This window comes from Anaerobacillus sp. ABA4_114, from assembly GCF_056159065.1.
In genome coordinates, this window is sequence record NZ_JBSWUM010000001.1 from 1,741,226 (window position 1) to 1,758,179 (window position 16,954).

18 protein-coding genes are annotated in these 16,954 nt (G+C 42.3%); 17 read left to right on the plus strand and 1 reads right to left on the minus strand.

Annotation, left to right across the window (positions count from 1 at the left end):
- Positions 1-108 precede the first annotated feature (108 nt).
- From folE to ndk, 6 genes are all read left to right on the plus strand, one after another.
- Positions 109-675 (plus strand): GTP cyclohydrolase I FolE, encoded by a 567-nt coding sequence (gene folE, locus ACXAEY_RS08775; protein ID WP_474811392.1) that lies wholly within the window; start codon positions 109-111, stop codon positions 673-675.
- A 21-nt stretch (positions 676-696) separates the two neighbouring features.
- Complete coding sequence (mtrB, locus tag ACXAEY_RS08780; RefSeq protein ID WP_224877989.1) at positions 697-918, plus strand: trp RNA-binding attenuation protein MtrB; 222 nt, start codon at positions 697-699, stop codon at positions 916-918.
- Positions 919-1,044: 126 nt separating this feature from the next.
- Complete coding sequence (locus tag ACXAEY_RS08785) at positions 1,045-1,872, plus strand: heptaprenyl diphosphate synthase component 1 (protein ID WP_270179061.1); 828 nt, start codon at positions 1,045-1,047, stop codon at positions 1,870-1,872.
- Between the two features lie 4 nt (positions 1,873-1,876).
- On the plus strand, positions 1,877-2,596 hold the full coding sequence (locus ACXAEY_RS08790) for a demethylmenaquinone methyltransferase (RefSeq protein WP_474811396.1): 720 nt from the start codon (positions 1,877-1,879) through the stop codon (positions 2,594-2,596).
- 32 nt (positions 2,597-2,628) lie between these two features.
- Entirely contained in the window at positions 2,629-3,600 is a 972-nt protein-coding gene (gene hepT / locus ACXAEY_RS08795) for a heptaprenyl diphosphate synthase component II (protein ID WP_270179059.1), read from the plus strand.
- Positions 3,601-3,699: 99 nt separating this feature from the next.
- Positions 3,700-4,143 carry a nucleoside-diphosphate kinase gene (gene ndk / locus ACXAEY_RS08800; protein ID WP_270179058.1) on the plus strand — a complete coding sequence of 148 codons (444 nt, stop codon included), beginning with the start codon at positions 3,700-3,702 and terminating at the stop codon, positions 4,141-4,143.
- A gap of 66 nt (positions 4,144-4,209) precedes the next feature.
- Here the strand turns inward: ndk and ACXAEY_RS08805 are convergent, their stop codons facing one another.
- Positions 4,210-5,625: an amidase gene (locus ACXAEY_RS08805; RefSeq protein WP_474811399.1), complete on the minus strand. Its 1,416-nt coding sequence runs from the start codon at positions 5,623-5,625 to the stop codon at positions 4,210-4,212.
- Positions 5,626-5,912: 287 nt separating this feature from the next.
- On the opposite strand from ACXAEY_RS08805, the gene aroC reads away from it, so the two are divergent.
- The 11 genes from aroC (at position 5,913) to ACXAEY_RS08860 (ending at position 16,952) form a co-directional block, all read left to right on the plus strand.
- Entirely contained in the window at positions 5,913-7,085 is a 1,173-nt protein-coding gene (aroC, locus tag ACXAEY_RS08810) for a chorismate synthase (protein WP_474811401.1), read from the plus strand.
- Positions 7,086-7,088: 3 nt separating this feature from the next.
- The gene (aroB, locus tag ACXAEY_RS08815; protein ID WP_474811403.1) at positions 7,089-8,165 is read left to right on the plus strand and encodes a 3-dehydroquinate synthase; all 1,077 of its coding nucleotides are present in this window, start codon (positions 7,089-7,091) and stop codon (positions 8,163-8,165) included.
- Positions 8,166-8,168: 3 nt separating this feature from the next.
- Positions 8,169-8,531 carry a chorismate mutase gene (gene aroH, locus ACXAEY_RS08820; RefSeq protein WP_474811404.1) on the plus strand — a complete coding sequence of 121 codons (363 nt, stop codon included), beginning with the start codon at positions 8,169-8,171 and terminating at the stop codon, positions 8,529-8,531.
- Positions 8,532-8,895: 364 nt separating this feature from the next.
- Entirely contained in the window at positions 8,896-10,332 is a 1,437-nt protein-coding gene (gene trpE / locus ACXAEY_RS08825; protein ID WP_474811406.1) for an anthranilate synthase component I, read from the plus strand.
- The gene (gene trpD / locus ACXAEY_RS08830) at positions 10,325-11,347 is read left to right on the plus strand and encodes an anthranilate phosphoribosyltransferase (RefSeq protein ID WP_474811408.1); all 1,023 of its coding nucleotides are present in this window, start codon (positions 10,325-10,327) and stop codon (positions 11,345-11,347) included. Before trpE ends, trpD begins: the two co-directional genes overlap by 8 nt.
- Positions 11,340-12,107: an indole-3-glycerol phosphate synthase TrpC gene (trpC, locus tag ACXAEY_RS08835; RefSeq protein WP_474811410.1), complete on the plus strand. Its 768-nt coding sequence runs from the start codon at positions 11,340-11,342 to the stop codon at positions 12,105-12,107. The genes trpD and trpC overlap by 8 nt, the downstream gene beginning before the upstream one ends.
- Complete coding sequence (locus tag ACXAEY_RS08840) at positions 12,097-12,729, plus strand: phosphoribosylanthranilate isomerase (protein ID WP_474811412.1); 633 nt, start codon at positions 12,097-12,099, stop codon at positions 12,727-12,729. The genes trpC and ACXAEY_RS08840 overlap by 11 nt, the downstream gene beginning before the upstream one ends.
- 2 nt (positions 12,730-12,731) lie before the next feature.
- Positions 12,732-13,919 (plus strand): tryptophan synthase subunit beta, encoded by a 1,188-nt coding sequence (gene trpB / locus ACXAEY_RS08845; protein ID WP_474811414.1) that lies wholly within the window; start codon positions 12,732-12,734, stop codon positions 13,917-13,919.
- Positions 13,912-14,739, plus strand: coding sequence for a tryptophan synthase subunit alpha (gene trpA / locus ACXAEY_RS08850; protein ID WP_474811416.1), 828 nt, complete (start codon positions 13,912-13,914; stop codon positions 14,737-14,739). Before trpB ends, trpA begins: the two co-directional genes overlap by 8 nt.
- 9 nt (positions 14,740-14,748) lie before the next feature.
- Positions 14,749-15,852, plus strand: a complete 1,104-nt coding sequence (gene hisC / locus ACXAEY_RS08855; protein WP_270179047.1) for a histidinol-phosphate transaminase — start codon at positions 14,749-14,751, stop codon at positions 15,850-15,852.
- On the plus strand, positions 15,849-16,952 hold the full coding sequence (locus ACXAEY_RS08860; RefSeq protein ID WP_270179046.1) for a prephenate dehydrogenase: 1,104 nt from the start codon (positions 15,849-15,851) through the stop codon (positions 16,950-16,952). The genes hisC and ACXAEY_RS08860 overlap by 4 nt, the downstream gene beginning before the upstream one ends.
- Positions 16,953-16,954 lie beyond the last annotated feature (2 nt).

Below are 16,954 nucleotides of genomic sequence, written 5' to 3' on the forward strand. Positions count from 1 at the left end.
CAAAAGAAGAGTCGCACCTTATGCGACTCTTCTTTTTTGCTAACTGATCCTCCGTGTGCTAAAATTTTCATATGTATTGTAAGGTCCTGAATGGAGGAGTAAAGAACAATGTTTGAAGTTAATCATGGAAAAATACAAGAAGCAGTTAAAATGATCCTAGAAGCGATCGGTGAGGATCCTGAGCGCGAAGGCTTACAAGATACGCCAAAGCGTGTTGCAAGAATGTATGAAGAGATTTTCCAAGGACTTAATCAAGATCCAAAAGAACATTTCCAAACGATATTTGGAGAGGATCATGAAGAATTAGTCCTTGTTAAAGATATTCCATTCTATTCAACGTGTGAGCATCACCTAGTTCCTTTCTTTGGGAAAGCTCACGTTGCATATATACCAAAAGGCGGAAAGGTTACTGGTCTGAGTAAGCTTGCTAGAGCGGTAGAAGCTGTTACGAAACGTCCACAGCTTCAAGAACGTATCACATCAACTATTGCGAATACGATGGTCGACACACTAGAACCTCATGGGGTGATGGTGGTTGTAGAAGCTGAGCATATGTGTATGACGATGAGAGGCGTGAAGAAGCCAGGCTCTTCAACAGTTACTTCTGCAGTAAGAGGAATCTTTGAGACTGATACTGCTGCAAGAGCGGAAGTACTTGGTTTAATTAAAGGTTAATCCTGATTCAGGAGGGATATCATGAAATTAGAGAACAATGATTTCTTTGTTATTAAAGCTCTTGAGAATGGTGTGAACGTTATCGGATTAACACGTGGGTCTGATACGAGATTCCATCATTCTGAAAAGCTCGATAAAGGTGAGGTAATGATCGCGCAGTTTACCGAGCATACTTCTGCAGTGAAAATTAGAGGGAAGGCCGTTATTCAAACTAGCCATGGTGAGATTAACAACGATGAGTAAAGCAGGGTATTAAAGCCTGCTTTTCTTCATTTGGCACCGCTTCAGTTCCGTTTTAGCACAAGCCTTCTTGTGCTATACTAAGTATAAATACATACTCTACTGGAAGATACGTTAGGGGTAAGGGATATGAAGAATTCTATGGATCATAAACATCAACAACTAAACGTCGTACGGGAGATGTTGCATGCTCGTTTGGCACATTCTTACTTGCTTCGTTTCATCGATATACCAGTTATCGATGAGGAGAAGCTGTATCTGTTCCACGAGATGCTAGAGCAGACCTCTTTAGAGAAGGAAAGAAAGCAGGATACATTGCTCTCCATCATGCTTGTTCAGATAGCATTGGACACTCACGAACGTATCTCACTGAAAGATATTCAAAATGAAGGTGAGCGTAAGACGAGACAGCTGACTGTCTTAGCGGGGGACTATTTCAGTAGCATGTATTACCATATCCTATCTAAATGGCAAGACAACGATTTGATTCGTACGTTATCTGGAGCGATCCAAGAAATCAATGAATCAAAGATGGCTTTTTACCATGCGGATGATCAGTCTGTTGATCATCTATTTAAAAACTTGAAGGATATAGAATCCATCTTGATACGAAAGGTTGCAGAACATTTCGATCTTGATGAATGGAAGTCGTTCGGTACCCAATATTTTTATTTGAATCGTCTGCTTTTTGAAAGAAAACAAGAGTTAATTCAGACAGGGACCAACCTTCTTCACAAAATCGCCTTCACGTTTCTTTCAGTTAAAGGATCTACATTGACGACCGAACAAACGGCAAAGGCAAGGTCAGTTCTAGATTCGTACGTTGAACATGCTAAGAAAGACATCGATTTTCTATTTCAACAGTATTCTGATTTTCATCGCTGGTTTTATAATAGGCATGAGTTTTACTGGGGAATGAACGGTGTACATGAGAAGAAAATGGCGGAAGAGGGATAAATAGATGGCTACCACCAAAGAAGAACGCGTTCATCAAGTGTTTCAATCCATTTCAAAACGATACGACGTGATGAATTCTGTCATCAGCTTTCAGCGTCACAAAGCTTGGCGCAAAGATACGATGAGACGAATGGAAGTAAAAGAAGGAGCAAGAGCGCTCGATGTATGTTGCGGTACAGCGGATTGGACGCTTGCAATGGCAGAAGCAGTAGGTGAAAGTGGAGAGGCGATCGGGCTAGACTTTAGTGAAAATATGCTCGAAGTCGGTAAAGAAAAAGTAAAGAATCAACAAAAGTCGAATGTGACGCTCATCCACGGAAACGCGATGGAGCTTCCTTTTGATAATAATTCTTTTGATTACGTCACGATTGGATTTGGACTGCGAAACGTACCGGATTACGATCAAGTGATAAAAGAAATGTATAGAGTTGTGAAACCAGGAGGTCGTGTCGTTTGTCTTGAAACCTCTCAACCGACGTTACCTGTTTTCCGACAAGTGTATTATGGGTATTTTAAGTTTGTCATGCCTTTACTCGGCAAGATGTTTGCTAAAAGCTATAACGAGTACTCCTGGTTACAGGAATCAGCCAGTTCTTTCCCGGGTGCGGAAGAATTAAGAAAGCTTTTTCTTTCGAATGGCTTCGAGCGGGTAGATGTGAAGCCATACTCTGGCGGAGCTGCTGCAATGCATATGGGCTTTAAACCAGAAAAAATCAACCATTAAAGATATTTGTGAAAATCAGTTAGGTGGATCTCATGAAACTAACAACGATATATGCCTCATTAAAAAAAGATTTAACTTTCATAGAGTCAGAACTCGAACAGACGGTGAATGCTCACCACCCAGTCTTGCGAGATGCATCTAACCACCTTCTTAAAGCAGGGGGGAAAAGGATACGTCCCGTTTTTGTACTGCTTTCCGGGAAGTTCGGAGATTATGACCTTTTAAAAATGAAGAATGTTGCGGTTGCTTTAGAGCTGATCCATATGGCCTCACTCGTGCATGACGATGTGATCGATGATGCTGAAATGAGAAGAGGAGCCAAAACCATTAAAGCCCAGTGGGACAACCGTGTAGCGATGTATACGGGGGACTACATCTTCGCCAGAGCCCTTGAATTAGTTACGGAACTAGAAGATCCTGAAGCAAACAGCATTCTGTCGAATGCAATCCTAGAAATGTGTATCGGTGAAATAGAGCAAATAAGAGATCAGTTTAATTGGAATCAGAATTTAAGAGATTACTTTAGAAGGATCAAACGGAAAACCGCGCTTCTGATTTCGATTTCATGTGAACTTGGAGCCGTTGCAGCAGGAGCATCTAAAGCTGAACAATGGCACCTCAAGCAATTCGGTTATTTCGTAGGGATGGCCTACCAAATCACAGATGATATTTTAGATTACACAGGTACTGTAAGGGAACTAGGGAAGCCAGCTGGTGGAGATCTTCTTCAAGGGAACATCACGTTACCCGTTCTCTATGCGATGCATCAGGGGAATGCAAAACACGACATCATGAACGTATTCTCCGATGGAAAACCAGTATCACAACGTGAAGTGGATCAGGTTCTCTCTATCGTAAAGTCTTCTGGGGGAATAGAATTCGCTCGAGAGATTAGTGATCGCTACCTTCAAAAAGCATTTCAAGCGCTAGAGCATCTGCCATCAACTTCTTCGAGAACCTCACTCAAGCAAATCGCAGAATACATAGGGAAAAGAAAACATTAAAAGTAATGTTGTTATTTTTTCGAAAATTTGATAGAATTTGGAGGGCAGAAAACGCTTTCTGCCCAATACATATAACTTGTTGAAAGTGAGGAGATTTACATGGAGAAAACGTTTTTGATGGTAAAGCCTGACGGCGTTCAAAGAAACCTTATCGGTGAAATCGTATCTCGTTTCGAGAAAAAAGGTTTTAATTTGGTGGGAGCTAAATTGATGACGGTTTCAAAAGAGCTAGCAGAAAACCATTATGGTGAACATAAAGAGCGTCCTTTCTTTGGAGAACTCGTTGATTTCATTACTTCTGGACCTGTCTTTGCAATGGTATGGGAAGGTGAGAACGTAATCTCAACAGCTCGTACGATGATGGGTGCAACAAACCCGAAGGATGCTGCTCCAGGTACAATTCGTGGGGACTACGGTGTTCAGGTTAGCATGAACGTTATCCATGGTTCAGATTCTCCTGAAAGTGCTGAGCGTGAAGTATCATTGTTCTTCAACGAAAAAGAAGTGAATGAGTATTCAAAGACCATTTCTAAATGGGTTTAATTTTTTAAGTTTTATGAAAGCGCTTATATACAACCGACCGGACAATTTGTCCGGTCGGTTGTTTTTTTATATGCTAGGTGAACTGGTGCCGTTTGCAGTTTGGATTACGTTTGCAATGCGAAGAAGGATCGAGTCATTAAATTTACTTGCTGAAGCCTGTAATCCAACGGGCAAACCACCTGAAAACCCTGCTGGGATCGAGGCAGCTGGATGTCCTGTACAATTGTAGAGCTGTGTCATCATCCAGTCAGAGATGGGCGCTGCATCCTTACCGTTTATTCGGTCAGGGCCTTCGATATCGTATGGGAAAGCGGTAACGCCTAGGACAGGGGATAGTAATGCATCATATTCGCTGTAAATATGCTGTAACTTATTCCAAATAACAGTTCGCAGCTCCTCCGTTCTACGAAGTTCGACTGCACTGATCGATCTTCCCTCATCGATCATAGTTGCTACTGAAGAACCAAATGATGCGGGGTTTCGGTCATAGAGATCGCCGTACGCTGTAGCAAGACCCGCATACCACATTCTATTAAAGAAAGATATTAATTCTCTGAGATCTAACCCAAAGTCTATTGGTACCTCTACTATTTTTGCGCCGTACTCTTCCAAAATAGGTAGAACGCTCTCAATGACACTGCTTACCTCAGAATCACACTCATATAATCCAAAATTTTTCGTGTAAGCAAACGTCATCCCTTTTATTCCTTTAAGCGCTTCTTCATTTAAATTTTCTTTTACAAGAGGGACTGAATAAGGGTCGTTGGGCTCATATCCTTCAAGTATTGATAGAAGGAGAGCGGAATCTTCTACCCTTCTACTCAAAGGTCCAAAATGAACGTATGGCTGCGTCGTACCAAATCGATTAATAGGTGAACTATCGAATGGAACTCGACCGAAAGTAGGCTTTAACCCGAAAATTCCGTTAAAGCTCGCTGGAATACGTATTGAACCGCCTCCGTCGCTTCCTTCTGCTAGCGGGACACATTTGCTTGCAACGGCGGCCCCTGAACCACCGCTCGACCCACCTGCAGTCATAGAGGGGTTCCAGGGATTTTTAGTAGGGCCTACGATTTCGTTATCCGTTGTACCTTTATGTCCAAATTCAGGTGTGTTCGTTTTTCCAACGATGATCGCTCCTGAATGTTTAATACGTTTGACGATTGTTGGTTCATGTGTAGCAATATGGTCTTTAAAGAGCTGTGAGCCAAACGTTGTACGTCTTCCTCGAATGGGTGTAAGGTCTTTTAGTGCGATCGGAACGCCGTGAAGTGGACCGAGGCTTCCTCCTCCCATCAATCGGTCTTCTGCTGATTTTGCTTCTTGTAATGCTTCGTTTCTAAAGACAGAAACAAACATATTCAGTTTCCCATTAAGCTGGTCGATTCGATCTAAGTGTGCTGAAACAACATCGACTGGGGAAATCTCTTTATGAGCGATCAGCCTCGCCATTTCTATGGCACTCAAGTCTATAATGTTCAATGTATCACTTCCTAAAATGGTCTATGAGTTTAACTTTAGCGAAAAAAAAGGCGGCGAGCAATTCTTAGACAGAAAAGCGAACTTGTAAAAATATACTTCGTGTTCCTATTCGATCATTTTGGTTAACATGAAGGCACACCAACTGCAATAACAAAGACGTCTACGGTGTTTTTTAAATTTTAATAGGAATTCGTAATGTCAGAATCGAAAAAATCATTACACGGATGTTTTTCATTATGATATAGTAGTACGTAAAAGCGCCAAAGTGTATTGGAGGAGGAAGTAGGATGAGATACTTAACAGCAGGAGAATCGCATGGACCACAATTAACAACAATTTTAGAAGGGGTACCTGCAGGACTAGAACTTCTTGCAGAAGACATAGATACAGAATTAGCCAGAAGGCAGCTAGGATATGGACGCGGACGAAGAATGCAAATTGAAAAAGACCGAGTTCAGATTATGAGTGGGGTTCGCCATGGAAAAACCACAGGTGCTCCTATTACGCTTGTTGTTGAAAACAAGGATTGGACACATTGGAAAAACTACATGGGAGCTGAGCCTCTTACAGAATCACAAGAGAAGAATATGAAACGTCAGATCTCTCGCCCAAGGCCAGGACATGCGGATCTTAATGGGGCGATAAAATACGGCCATCGTGATATGAGAAATGTTCTTGAACGATCTTCTGCACGTGAAACGACAGTTCGAGTCGCTGCAGGAGCGGTAGCAAAAAAACTATTAAAGACGCTTGGAATCAACGTCGCAGGACACGTTCGTATGATCGGTGGTATCGAGAGCAATTATAGCGGAGAGATGTCGCTAGAGGAGATGCAGCGTGTTTCAGAAGAATCACCTGTTCGGAGCCTTGATGAAGTAGCTGGTGAAAAGATGATGAATGCGATCGACGATGCGAAGAGTAATGGAGATTCGATCGGAGGCATCGTTGAAGTAGTCGTAGAAGGAGTACCGATCGGGTTAGGGAGTCACGTTCAATTTGATCGAAAGCTCGATTCAAAAATAGCTGCCGCCATCGTTAGCATCAATGCGTTTAAAGGTGTTGAATTTGGAATTGGCTTTGAAGCAGCTAGACTTCCAGGCAGTGAAGTGCATGATGAAATACAATGGTCGAATGATGAAGGGTACACGCGAAAAACGAATCGTCTTGGTGGTTTTGAAGGTGGCATGACGACTGGGATGCCTATCGTTGTGAAAGGTGTTATGAAGCCGATCCCAACTTTGTACAAGCCGCTACAGAGTGTCGATATCGATTCGAAAGAACCGTTCAATGCAAGCATCGAACGATCGGATAGCTGCGCCGTACCGGCAGCTAGTGTGGTAGCAGAGAATGTTGTCGCGTGGGAGATCGCATCTTCATTACTCGAAAAGTTTGGGCATGATCGTATTGAAGAGATCGCAAGCAACCTCAGTCAATACAAAACTTACAGTCAGGAGTTTTAAGTCATGGAATCAATGGTGATCGATACGACTAACAGAAGCTACCCCGTTTATATCGGGGTAGGGATAAGTAGGAATTGGCGGAAACTTATCGATCAGCTTCACCCTTATTCCAAGTACTTCTTAATTACTGATGAAACGGTATCTGAACAGTACCTTTCTTCTTTTTTAGACGAAGATAAAGATATTACTGTGCATGTTATCCCTTCTGGCGAGACGTCCAAATCGATGGAACAATATGCAGCGTGCTTAACGGCGATGTTAGAAGCAGGTCTCGATAGGAAGTCCTGTGTCATCGCGCTAGGTGGTGGCGTCGTAGGGGATTTAGCTGGCTTTGCAGCTGCAACGTATATGAGGGGCATCGACTTTGTTCAGGTACCGACTACCCTTCTCGCACATGATTCTAGCGTGGGTGGAAAAACAGGTATCAATCATGCTTATGGAAAAAACGTGATCGGAGCGTTTCATCAGCCTGCTGCTGTTATCTATGATGTGAATTTTCTCCGTACGTTACCGATCAAAGAGTGGCGATCTGGTTTCAGTGAAGTGATCAAACACGCCTTTATACAAGATGAAGCCTTTCTAGATTGGCTTATGAGCCGTGGGAAACGAGTAGAGTCCTATACGGACGGGGAATTAGAATATATCATCAAAAAAGGGATTAGTATCAAAGGGAAGATCGTAAAAGAAGATGAACGAGAAAAGGGCGTAAGAGCTCACCTTAATTTTGGTCATACACTTGGTCATGCGATAGAGGCTGAGCTTGGCTATGGCGTCATGACGCATGGTGAAGCTGTTGCGATCGGTATGATCTACGCACTAAAGCTGAGCGAATCATATTACTCGCTCAACCTACGTATTCATGATATAGAGAAGTGGTTTACACAAATGGAGCTTCCGACCGCCGTGCCTAAATCATTAAACGCTAATCGGTTATTGAGGAGAATGAAGAAAGACAAAAAAGCAGAAAATCAGAGTTTGACATTTGTTCTTCTCAAGAAAATCGGTGAGCCGCAAACGGTAACGCTCGATGACAACGCCGCTTTGAAGCTGCTTGAAACTAGTTTTGAAGGGGGAGAGTAAAGGTTGGTTAGAGGAGTTAGAGGTGCAACGACTGTTGAACAAAACGATAAAGATGAGATACTCGAGGCAACAGAAAAGCTATTACAAGAGGTGATTGACCTAAACAACGTCTTACCTGACAGAGTTGCTTCGATTCAATTCACAATGACGAGTGATCTAAATGCTGTTTTTCCTGCTGAGGCCGTTCGCGCTCTCGATGGATGGATGCATGTTCCTTTACTCTGTTCTTCTGAAATACCAGTTGATGGAGCTCTATCATCATGTATCCGCATTTTGATGATGATTGATACTGATTTGAATCAAGATGAAATCCAGCATGTTTATTTAGAGAAAGCGGTCGCGTTACGTCCTGATCTTGTAAGTTGACAAATAAACACGACCATACTAGTATGTATGTAAGTTTAGAAGAGATGAAAAAATTAGAACGAATTAGATTTTGAGCTGAGATAGTAGAGAATAGGATAGTTGAGTTGAGGAGAGCTTAGAGGGATACGTCTATTTATACCCCCTGAGACAATCAGGGGGATTTTTATACCCTTTTTAGGTATGTGAGTATTCAGACAATTTGTCTGTTATTTGGTATACCCCCATAATTGATCCTCATCATTACTCAGCTTTTCCATTCTCCATTTCAACCGATGGAGGAGTGAGAAAGTTGACCACAGAATTTTCTTCTTTTAAAAAGGATGCCGAGAATTACAGGACCATCCCATTAATGAGGTCGTATTTCATGGATACGACGACCCCAATCCAAATTTTTCAAAACCTTGGTGACCGTGCAAGTTTCTTGTTAGAGAGTAGTGACCAGGAATCGAAGTGGTCCAGATATTCCTTTATTGGATCAGATCCGATCTACTCATTGGTCGAGCTACAAGGGAAATTCTCTGTAATCGATCATAATGGAGCGACCGTCCTGACAAGTCATTCTTTTCAATCAGGCGTAGACGCATTGTTTCAGTTGATGAAGCCTAAAACGATCGATACCGATTTCCCTTTCTATGGTGGTGCTGTAGGCTATATCGGATATGATTCTATCAGTCAATTCGATAAAGTGCCTGAACATCCAAAGAGAGACAAGGATGTACCACTTTACCATTTACATGTGTGTGAGAATCTTTTGATATATGATCATCATTTGAAACGACTAACCGTTAGCCATAATGCAAGGGTTGATGAAAGAGAGCAAATCGATAACGTGTATGAACACGGTCTTCAAGTGATCGACGAACTAACAACGCTTGCTGCTTTACCAGTTCATACGAACGCAATAAATATTCCTAATAATATAGAGGATGAGGTTGATTTTTCTCAAGTAACCTCAAATTATCCAAAAGATAAGTTTTTGGCGGATGTTGAAAAAATAAAGCAATATATCCTTGAAGGAGACGTGTTTCAAGCGGTTCTTTCTCAACGTTTTGAAAAAGAAATCATGGTGGAAGGGTTAGACCTTTACCGCGTATTACGAGTTATTAACCCTTCGCCTTATATGTTTTATCTAAAAATGGACGATGTTGAGATCATCGGAAGCTCGCCAGAAAAACTTGTTCAAGTGAGAAATGGAACGGTTGAAATCGATCCTATCGCTGGAACACGAAAAAGAGGGAGAACAGAAGAGGAAGACGTTGCCCTTGAACAGGAACTCCTTCGAGATGAGAAAGAACGAGCCGAGCATTACATGCTTGTCGATCTTGCGAGAAATGATGTCGGCAGGGTTTCTGAATATGGAAGTATTTCTATCCCTCAATTGATGGAGATCGGCAGGTTCTCACATGTGATGCATATCGTCTCAAGGGTCACCGGGATATTGGCTCCAACCGTTACAAGCCTCGATGCTGTCATCGCATCTTTTCCCGCTGGAACGGTTTCAGGCGCACCCAAGATACGAGCGATGCAAATCTTAAGGGAACTTGAACCAACACCTCGCTCCATCTATTCTGGTGCGATCGGATACATTGGATTCGATGGCAATATCGATTCCTGTATCGCAATCCGGACGATGGTTTTAAAAGGTGGAAAAGCCTATATTCAAGCAGGAGCGGGTGTGGTAGCAGATTCGATCCCAGAGAATGAATGGGAAGAGACGCGTAATAAAGCGAGTGCTTTAATCAAAGCGATCCAGGTAGCGGAATCCATTTTTGGTAAAAGGGGAGAAGAGCTCAATGTTTAAACAGCAATTAAAAGAGATGTTAAATGGTTGTACATTATCTGAAATACAGGCGGAAAAGATGATGGATTCTATTATGGAAGGGCAAGTAGAGGATGCACAGATCGCAAGCTTTTTAACGTTATTAGAAGTAAGAGGTGAGACCGTAGATGAACTAACCGGCTTTGTAAGGTCACTGCGTAATCATGTACTACAGCTGGATCACGGAGGATTACCATTGATCGATACGTGCGGAACCGGTGGAGATGGTCATTCAACGTTCAACATTTCGACTGCTGCAGCAATTTTGGTATCGAGCCAAGGAGTGAAAGTCGCGAAGCATGGAAATCGAGCAGTTTCATCTAAGAGTGGAAGTGCGGACGTATTAGATGAACTTGGCATTCCGACACAATCTTCAAGAGAGATGGCCGTCGAAGTGTTAAAAGACCGAAACATGTGTTTTCTTTATGCGCCAAACTACCACGTAGCTATGAAACACGCTGTGAATGCTAGAAAAGCGATCGGATTTCGAACGGTATTCAATAGCCTTGGTCCATTAGCGAATCCTGCTGGAAGCCAATCCCAGCTGATCGGTGTATACTCACATGAGAAGGCGATGAAGATGGCCGAATCATTAAAACGATTAGGTACGAAGAGAGCGCTTCTCGTCACGGGAGGAGAAGGGATGGATGAATGCTCCATCAGCACATATACCGACTTTGTAGAATTAAGAGAAGGCGAGATAACGACGTATCGATTAACTCCTGAAGACGTCGGCTTAGAATCACAGCATTCAAGTGAGCTTCGAGTGGAAACAGCGAAGGAGAGTGCTCAAGTCATATCAGACATCTTTGAGAATAAAGCAAACAAAGCACGTAGAGGTGTCGTTCTGTTTAATGCAGGTGCTGCATTTTACCTTGCAGGAGTAAGTGAGTCCATTGCCGAAGGCGTGCATATTGCGAGAAAAGCGATCGAAAATGGAGAAGCTAGTAAACAGCTAACTTTGCTTAACGGAAGGGAGTTAAATGTACATGCTTGATAAGATTGTCGAAGTGAAGAAAGAAGAGTTAAAGAACTTTACCTTGCCAGAAAGAGTGGAAGTGAATCACGTATCCCTTAAAGACAGCATTATAAATGCTAATCATACGATCGGATTAATTGCTGAAGTTAAGAAAGCTTCACCTTCTAAAGGAATGATCAATGAAAATTTTGATCCGGTAGAAGTAGCGAAGGCCTATGAACGAGCTGGAGCGGATGCTATTTCTGTCTTGACTGATGAGACGTTTTTCAAAGGAAGTAACACATTCCTAACTGATGTTAAGAAGCATGTTAATCTTCCTGTTCTACGTAAGGATTTTATCATCGATAAAAGACAAATTGAAGAAAGTAAGCTGATCGGTGCTGATGCGATATTACTGATCGTTAAAGTACTTGGAGCTAAGAAAACAAAAGAATTTTATGACTTGGCTAAGGAATACAACTTAGAATGCCTTGTGGAAGTGCATTCAAGTAAAGAGATACAAGCACTTACGAATGAATTCGAACCAGACATCATCGGAATTAACAACAGAAATTTAGACACCTTTGAAACGTCTACGAAACATACGAGAGACATGAGTACGTTCGTACCTTCTAAATCATTGATGATCAGTGAGAGTGGCATTTCAAATCATCATGACATTCAAGATGTAATCAAGGCAGGTGCATCAGGCGTGCTCGTTGGTGAAGCTCTCATGAGAGGCGGAAGGTTTGAGGAAAGGATAAGCGATCTGTTTAGGGGCACTGTCTATGAAAGCTAAATTAAAACTATGCGGAAACAGTTCACTTGAAGATTGGAAGCTTGTAAGAGAAAGTCACGCGACTCATGCAGGATTTATCTTTGCAAACAGTCCAAGACGGGTTGAAGGAGAGACGGTGGGAAAATGGTTAAAGGACTTCCCACCGAATGGTAAGAAAATCGTAGCGGTTTTTGTTAACCCTGATTTAGAGGAGATCGCTGATATCGTGCGATCAGTCCCGGTCGACATCGTCCAACTACATGGAAGTGAAAATGCTTCGTTCGCTACGAAGATCAAGCAGATGACAGGGAAAGAGATTTGGAAAGTAATCCATCATAGACAATCAGCGATAGAAGACATGGAGCTTTTTGCAGGGATAGCTGATGGGTATGTTATCGATACGAAATTACCTGGACAGTGGGGTGGAACTGGGAAGAAGTTTGATTGGGAATCAATTCCTTCCTACAAAAAAGAAGCACATAAACAAGGTGTTCCTTTGTTTGTTGCTGGCGGCATCAATGAGAGCAACGTCACTGAACTTCTTTCGTATCAGCCTGATGGAATTGATTTATCGAGCGGAATAGAGCATAACGATGGAAAAGATCGCAATAAGATTGAAAAACTTCAGGGAAGGCTGTGTTAATCATGTCAACGATCGTACCAGATCAACGTGGAAGATACGGACAATTCGGAGGAAAATTTGTTCCGGAAACGGTAATGTATGCGCTAGAAGAATTAGAAGGTTCCTTGAACGAAGCGATGAGTTCTAAGGAATTTATCGAACACTATCACGAAGAATTAAAAAAATATTCTGGTAGACCAACACCGATTACTCATGCTGAAAATTTATCTAAACGGCTTGGAGGAGCACAAATTTATTTGAAACGTGAGGACCTAAATCATACTGGTGCTCATAAATTGAATAATGCGATCGGACAAGCATTACTCGCTGTAAGAATGGGCAAACAAAAGATCGTAGCAGAAACAGGCGCTGGTCAGCATGGGGTAGCTGCTGCAACGGTAGCAGCTAGGTATGGCCTTGAATGCAAAGTCTTCATGGGTGAGGAGGACATTAGACGGCAGGAATTGAATGTATTCAGAATGAAACTATTAGGGGCAGAAGTCGTCCCTGTGTCCTCTGGGAGTAAAACATTAAAAGATGCGACGAACGAAGCGATTCGATACTGGGTGTCTAATGTAGAGGATACATTTTATCTCATCGGTTCCGTAGTTGGGCCGCATCCTTATCCGAAAATGGTTCGAGATTTTCAACGTGTCATAGGCGATGAATCACGTGTTCAACTAGAGAAAACTCCGGACAAGATCATTGCTTGTGTTGGTGGCGGAAGTAATGCGATGGGAATGTTCTATCCTTATTTAGAAGAACAAGTTGATTTAATTGGGGTGGAAGCCTCAGGAAAAGGGATTCACACTGGAAAACACGCCGCGACTTTATCAGAAGGAAGGCTTGGGGTGATCCACGGTTCGATTACGTATCTTCTTCAAAATGAAACGGGGCAAATCCAAGAACCATACTCGATTTCAGCAGGACTAGATTATCCTGGAATAGGACCAGAACATGCATATTTATCTGAAACAGGACGTGTCACGTATAAAGGTATTACAGATCAGGAAGCATTAGATGCTTTGAAGATTCTTTCTGAAGAAGAAGGGATCATCCCTGCGATCGAGAGCGCTCACGCACTTGCTGAAGCGATTAAACAAGCACCAGAATTGACAGCATCTCAAGAAATCCTTGTTTGTTTATCAGGGAGAGGAGATAAAGACGTTCATACGATCATGGAGCACCTTGGAGGTGATGTAGATGAATAAACGATTCAAAGAGCATGTAGAGAATAAAAACGATCTGTTTATCCCTTTCATTACAGCGGGAGATCCTGAACCCGAGGCGACGATCGAACTAGCACTCATGTTACAAGAAGAAGGAGCTAACGCCATTGAGCTCGGAATACCATATTCTGACCCACTTGCTGATGGACCAGTGATTCAACGTGCATCAGAAAGAGCGTTAAAAAATGGAATGAGCCTCGAAAAAGCGATGGACTTGGTTCCGAAAATGCGTGAAAAAGGACTTGAAATCCCTGTAATTATATTTACTTATTATAATCTTTTGTTACAATTAGGAGAAGATCGCTTCTTCGCTTTAGTGCGTAAAAATGACGTCGATGGACTTTTAGTTCCAGACCTTCCGTTTGAGGAAAGTGGAGAATGGAAAGAGAGCTGTCTTAAAAATGAAACGGCTCTTATTTCTCTTGTAGCTCCTACTACTTCAGAGGAACGCCTAAAGAAAATTGCTGATGAAGCCACTGGCTTCCTATACTGTGTGTCCTCACTCGGTGTAACAGGAACTCGCTCTCATTTTCAGAGCTCAGTCTTTACTTTCGTCGAGAGGGTGAAAAAACAAAGTAAGGTGCCAGTAGCAGTTGGATTTGGTGTTTCTCGACCGGAGCATGTAAAGGAGCTAAAAGATTACTCAGACGGTGTCATCGTTGGAAGTGCGATTATTAGGCAAGTAGAATCACAAGTAGAAGCTTTACAGAATCCAGAGACACAAAAGGAAGCAATCGATCAGATCAGAGCATATGTGAGGGATTTGGTGGCTCCTTTTGAGAAAACGACAATACATTCGTGAGGTGCAGTTATGATTCCAAAACGTCAACTTAAGGGGCTAACTCCCTACAAGCCAGGGAAGCCAATTGAAGAAGTGAAGAAAGAGCTTGGTTTAAAAGAAGTGGTAAAGCTAGCTTCAAATGAGAATCCGTATGGTTCTTCCCAATCTGTAAAAGATGCTATACAGAAAGAGCTATCTCAACTTCATATCTACCCAGATGGATACGCAGCTTCACTACGGGATGCTGTTGCAGCTTTTCTTGATGTTGATCAGAATCAGTTAGTATTTGGGAATGGATCTGATGAAGTCGTTCAAATGATCTGTAGAACGTACCTTGAAAAAGGAACAAATACTGTTATGGCATCAACAACGTTTCCTCAATATCGTCATAATGCCGTTATTGAAGATGCGGAGATACGAGAAGTTCCGTTAAAATCTGGTAAGCATCAGTTAGGAAAAATGCTTGAGGCAATCGATAACGAAACACGTATCGTTTGGGTGTGCTCCCCGAATAACCCGACTGGAGAACACGTTACTGAAATGGAACTCATCGAATTTTTAGATCGCGTTCCTGAGCATGTGCTCGTCGTTTTAGACGAAGCGTACAAAGAGTATGTAACAGCGGATGATTTTCACGATTCGCTAGCTGCACTTCCAAACTATAAGAATCTTGTTATCTTGAGGACCTTCTCAAAGGCTTATGGAATCGCAGCTTTACGAGTTGGATATGGTGTTGCAAACCCTGAAGTCATTCAGACCATCGAACCATCGAGAGAGCCATTCAATACATCGAGAGTCGCTCAAGCAGCTGCAATTGCTGCACTTCAGGATCAAGAGTTTATCGATCGCTGCCGAGAAGAAAATGAAAAAGGCAGAGAACGTTACTATGAGTTTTGCCGCAAGTTCGGACTCACCGTTTATCCATCACAAGGCAATTTCGTGTTGATCGATTTTGAAGTACCTTCTGATGAGGTTTTTGAACACCTGCTTAAAAAAGGCTATATCGTCCGTTCAGGCAGTGCCCTTGGATTGCCTACTTCTCTTCGCATTACGGTTGGATCCGACGAACAAAATAAAGAAATCATTTCACATTTAACTCAGTTTGTAGAAGATCGGAGAAACTTGAACTCATGAATAAAGAAGTAGCAATTATTGGACTTGGTTTAATAGGTGGTTCAATCGCACTAGCGATCAAGCAGGCACATAAAAACGTAATGATTAAAGGATTCGATGTTAACGAAAATCAGCTCCAGCTTGCCAAAGCATTACGAGTCGTTGATGAAACAGCTTCTTCACTTGAAGGAGCTGTTGAATCAGCTGATGTCATCATCATTTCTACCCCAGTTGTTCAAACGGAAATGATACTCGATCAGTTGAGCAAACTCCAACTAAATCAAAACGTAATCGTAACAGATGTTGGAAGCACGAAGCAGTCGATCGTTGAACATGCAAAACAAACGCTGCCTTCGAACGTAACCTTTATTGGCGGCCATCCTATGGCAGGTTCTCATAAAACGGGTGTTTCAGCAGCTAAGTCACATCTGTTCGAAAATGCGTTCTATATCTTAACACCAGAAGTTGGATTGGATACAGATAAACTACGAGAATTGAAGGAACTGTTAAAGGGCGCGAATGCTACTTTTGTGGAACTAGATGCACAGGAGCATGATTACCTTGTTGGTTTAATCAGTCATTTTCCGCATATTTTAGCAGCCAGTCTTGTGAACTATGTGAGCTCTAGCAATAATGATGAACGCATCAATGTTGCAAGGTTCGCGGCAGGAGGATTTCGTGATATAACAAGGATTGCATCGGCAAGTCCAGTGATGTGGCGTGATATATTACTAAGGAATAAGCGCGTCCTGCTTCAGATGATCGATGATCTAAAAGAAGAACTAGGTCGTATTCACTCACATATCGAGCATGAGGACGGAGATGAAATTTACCGTTATTTTTCTGATGCAAAGGATTTTAGAGACGGACTTCCCGTTCGATCTAGAGGAGCGATCCCTGCCTTTTATGATTTGTTCTTAGATGTGGAAGACGAGCCAGGTGTTATCGCTGCTGTGACACAGAACCTCGCAAAAGAGGCTATATCGATCACGAACATACGTATTATCGAAACACGTGAAGATATCATGGGCGTATTGAGAGTTAGCTTCAGGTCTGAAGGCGATCGTGACCGGGCTAAACAGGTTCTCGATACATATTTTACGACGTATATAGATGACTGAGT

Bases quoted from the DNA above. Each gene is read 5' to 3' on its own strand.
- trpB (WP_474811414.1), top strand. From the start codon at position 12,732: ATGTCAACGATCGTACCAGATCAACGTGGAAGATACGGACAATTCGGA.
- ACXAEY_RS08785 (WP_270179061.1), top strand. From the start codon at position 1,045: ATGAAGAATTCTATGGATCATAAACATCAACAACTAAACGTCGTACGG.
- folE (WP_474811392.1), top strand. From the start codon at position 109: ATGTTTGAAGTTAATCATGGAAAAATACAAGAAGCAGTTAAAATGATC.
- trpD (WP_474811408.1), top strand. From the start codon at position 10,325: ATGTTTAAACAGCAATTAAAAGAGATGTTAAATGGTTGTACATTATCT.
- ACXAEY_RS08860 (WP_270179046.1), top strand. From the start codon at position 15,849: ATGAATAAAGAAGTAGCAATTATTGGACTTGGTTTAATAGGTGGTTCA.
- ndk (WP_270179058.1), top strand. From the start codon at position 3,700: ATGGAGAAAACGTTTTTGATGGTAAAGCCTGACGGCGTTCAAAGAAAC.
- ACXAEY_RS08840 (WP_474811412.1), top strand. From the start codon at position 12,097: ATGAAAGCTAAATTAAAACTATGCGGAAACAGTTCACTTGAAGATTGG.
- ACXAEY_RS08790 (WP_474811396.1), top strand. From the start codon at position 1,877: ATGGCTACCACCAAAGAAGAACGCGTTCATCAAGTGTTTCAATCCATT.
- aroB (WP_474811403.1), top strand. From the start codon at position 7,089: ATGGAATCAATGGTGATCGATACGACTAACAGAAGCTACCCCGTTTAT.
- trpC (WP_474811410.1), top strand. From the start codon at position 11,340: ATGCTTGATAAGATTGTCGAAGTGAAGAAAGAAGAGTTAAAGAACTTT.
- aroC (WP_474811401.1), top strand. From the start codon at position 5,913: ATGAGATACTTAACAGCAGGAGAATCGCATGGACCACAATTAACAACA.
- hepT (WP_270179059.1), top strand. From the start codon at position 2,629: ATGAAACTAACAACGATATATGCCTCATTAAAAAAAGATTTAACTTTC.
- mtrB (WP_224877989.1), top strand. From the start codon at position 697: ATGAAATTAGAGAACAATGATTTCTTTGTTATTAAAGCTCTTGAGAAT.
- trpA (WP_474811416.1), top strand. From the start codon at position 13,912: ATGAATAAACGATTCAAAGAGCATGTAGAGAATAAAAACGATCTGTTT.
- trpE (WP_474811406.1), top strand. From the start codon at position 8,896: ATGGATACGACGACCCCAATCCAAATTTTTCAAAACCTTGGTGACCGT.
- hisC (WP_270179047.1), top strand. From the start codon at position 14,749: ATGATTCCAAAACGTCAACTTAAGGGGCTAACTCCCTACAAGCCAGGG.